Source organism: Peterkaempfera griseoplana (assembly GCF_001418575.1).
GTDB lineage: Bacteria > Actinomycetota > Actinomycetes > Streptomycetales > Streptomycetaceae > Peterkaempfera > Peterkaempfera griseoplana.
The window spans coordinates 1-3,069 of the sequence record NZ_LIQR01000673.1 but is presented as its reverse complement, the minus strand read 5'-3'; the positions used below and the strand labels follow the sequence as shown (position 1 = coordinate 3,069).

Here is a 3,069-nt window from a genome sequence, read left to right as displayed (position 1 = left end):
GAGAGGGAGGGCTCTCCACCCGGAGCAGGAGGTGACGGGGGTGCGGTATGGGGGAGTATGGAGGGGCCAGAGCGGGGGTCGTCTAATCCAACTTGCCGGTCGGCAAGCAAGCTTCCTAGACTGCCTCTGCATACTTACCTGCCGACCGGCTGAGAAGCCGGTCCTCAGCCGTGAGCCCTCCCCCGTCCCGGGCCTGCGGTGCCATGCCCAGGAGGCACTTCGAGCATGTTCCATCGCATAGGACGCTTTGTGGTCCGGCACCGGTGGTGGACGATCGTCGCGTGGATCGTGGCCGCGGTCGCGATCGTCGCCACGGCCCCCAAGCTGACCACCAACACCGACGAGAGCAGCTTCCTGCCGCGTCACTACGAGTCGATCCAGGCCGCGGACGTGCAGTCCAAGGCCTTCCCGCAGGCGTTCACCCCGTCTGCCATCTACCTCTTCGAGCGTACCGACGGCGGGGCGCTGGACGCGGCCGACAAGCAGGCCGTGCAGAAGGTGGTCGCCGGGGTCGGCGCGGCGAAGATCGACACCGTCGAGGCGGTCATCCCCTCGCCGCAGGGCTCCAAGGACGGCAAGTACGACCTGGCCTTCGTCAAGATGAAGCAGGCCGGCGGCGACCCGAGCAAGATGGCCGACGCCGCCCAGGAGCTGCGCGACAAGGGCAAGCAGCTGGCCAAGGGCACCCACCTGGAGGTCAAGCTCGGCGGCTCCGCGGCCCAGCAGCTGGACCAGCAGGACGCCAGCAAGAAGGGCGACGCCCTGATCGCCTACGGCACCTTCGGCGTGATTCTCATCACCCTGCTGATCATCTTCCGGGCGCCGATCATCGCGGTGCTGCCGCTGCTGCTCATCGGCGTGGTGGCGATGGCCGCCAACGGTCTGATCGCGGACGCCAACAAGCTCTTCGACCTGAAGGCCGACAGCTCGGTCACCGCCATCCTGGTGGTGGTGCTCTTCGGCGTGGGCACGGACTACTTCCTCTTCCTGATGTTCCGCTACCGGGAGCGTCTGCGGGCCGGTGACGAGCGCCACGAGGCCATCGTCAACGCCGTCGGCCGGGTCGGCGAGGCCATCGCCTCCGCCGCCGGAGCCGTGATCATCGCCTTCATGGCGCTGGTGCTCTCCTCGCTGGGCATGTTCCGCTCGCTGGGCCCGTCGCTGGCCATCGCGGTCGCGGTGACCCTGCTGGCCGCGCTCACCCTCTTCCCGGCCGTGCTCTCGGTGTTCAGCCCGCGGGTGCTGTTCTGGCCGTCCAAGAACTGGCAGCGCGAGCCCAGCAGCGCCCGCTTCGCCTCGTTCGGCCGCCTCACCGGCCGCCGCCCCGCCGCGGTGGCGGGTGTCTCCGGCATCGTGATGGCCGCTCTCGCGGTGGCCGCCTTCAACTTCCACGGCACCTTCGACCTGGCCTCCGGCTCCATGCCGAAGGACAAGGAGTCGATGGTCGTCCAGGACACCATGATGAAGGCCTTCTCGGCGGGTGCCGCGGAGCCCACCCACGTCTACCTGGTGAAGTCCGGCGGCCAGCTGGACCGGGCGGCGCTGCCGGCCTTCGCGGAGAAGCTGCAGGCGGTGCCCGGGGTCGCCTCCGCGACCGTCAACGCGGCCAGTGGTATCAGCAAGGACGGCTCCACCGCCGACTTCACCGTGCTGCTCAAGAACGACCCGGCGTCCAGCGCCGCCATCGACACCGTCGACCGGCTGCGGGACACCGCGCACGCCGACGCACCGAAGGACACCAAGGCCCTGGTGGGCGGCATCACCGCCGTCTACAAGGACATCAACCTCGCGATGAACCACGACTACTCGCTGGTCTTCCCGATCGCGGCGCTGCTGATCATGGTGATCCTGGGGCTGCTGCTGCGCAGCGTGGTCGCCCCCTGGTACCTGATGGCCTCGGTGGGGCTGGGCTTCGGCGCCACCCTGGGCGCCACCACCCTGCTGTTCCAGAACATCAAGGGCAACGGCGGCCTGATGTTCATGCTGCCGATCATCATGTACCTGTTCGTGGTCGCCATCGGTACCGACTACAACATCCTGATGATCGCCCGGCTGCGGGAGGAGGCCCGCGAGGGCCGCAGCCCGCGCGAGGCGGCCAGCGAGGCCATCCGGCACAGCGGCCCGACGGTGGCCGCCGCGGGATCCATCCTCGCCGCCACCTTCGCCACGCTGATGCTGGCGGGCAACTCCTTCATGACGCAGATGGGTTTCGCGGTCGCCTTCGGCATCGTGGTCGCCGCCTTCGTCATGGCGCTGTTCTTCACCCCGGCGCTGACCGCCCTGATCGGCCACCTCGCCTGGTGGCCCGGCCACGGTGACAGCAGCCCCGAGGGCTCCGGCAGCGGCAAGGTGCTGGAGTTCGGCGGCCCGCGCCCGCCGTCCGACGCCGACCGCGACGAGGAGTACGACCCCTCCGGCAGCCTGCGCTGATGTACCGCGGAGGGCGGACCCGACCGGGTCCGCCCTCCCGCCGCATGTTAGGCTTGTGCTGTTGCAGTTTTGGTTCCCATGAACGCTTGTGTGCGCCTGCTGGTCCAACCACCAGGCGCACTTCTGTTTGTCCGGGCTTTCTCCGGATGGGGATCGCGGCGACGCGGGGTCCGCAAAGTGCGGGCCCTGGCACTGCCCCAGAGGGAGACATTATGGCTACCGGTACCGTGAAGTGGTTCAACAGCGAGAAGGGCTTCGGCTTCATCGAGCAGGACGGCGGCGGCGCCGACGTCTTCGCCCACTACTCGAACATTGCGGCTCAGGGCTTCCGTGAGCTGTTCGAGGGCCAGAAGGTGGAGTTCGACGTGACCCAGGGCCAGAAGGGCCCCCAGGCGGAGAACATCCGCCCGATCTGATGTCACGCGGCGGTCCCGCACCGCCGTCCGGCAGGGCCCGCGCCGTCCGGCGCGGGCCCTCGCCGTGTGCCCAGGCCTCCCCGACGACGAGACGGATCCAGATGACCCGCCAGGCCCGGCCGTCCCGCGACGGCTCCCGGACGCACGACGCCCCGCCCACCGGCCGCTCCAGGCCGCCCCGCAACCGGCGCCCCGCCGCCTCCCGCACGGCCGCCGCCCCGGC

The 3,069-nt window shown here is 69.7% G+C and carries 2 protein-coding genes; both read left to right on the top strand.

Translation table 11 applies throughout. From position 1 onward, the window contains the following. Positions 1–225 precede the first annotated feature (225 nt). A complete protein-coding gene (locus AOK09_RS35160; RefSeq protein ID WP_079063675.1) occupies positions 226–2,430 on the top strand; it encodes an MMPL family transporter in 2,205 nt (734 codons plus the stop codon). 212 nt (positions 2,431–2,642) lie between these two features. Then, positions 2,643–2,846 (top strand): cold-shock protein, encoded by a 204-nt coding sequence (locus AOK09_RS35155; RefSeq protein WP_055591252.1) that lies wholly within the window; start codon positions 2,643–2,645, stop codon positions 2,844–2,846. Positions 2,847–3,069: the final 223 nt, after the last annotated feature.

What these genes read in the sequence shown, in the direction of transcription:
- AOK09_RS35155 (WP_055591252.1), top strand. Translation starts at nt 2,643, where the DNA reads ATGGCTACCGGTACCGTGAAGTGGTTCAACAGCGAGAAGGGCTTCGGC.
- AOK09_RS35160 (WP_079063675.1), top strand. Translation starts at nt 226, where the DNA reads ATGTTCCATCGCATAGGACGCTTTGTGGTCCGGCACCGGTGGTGGACG.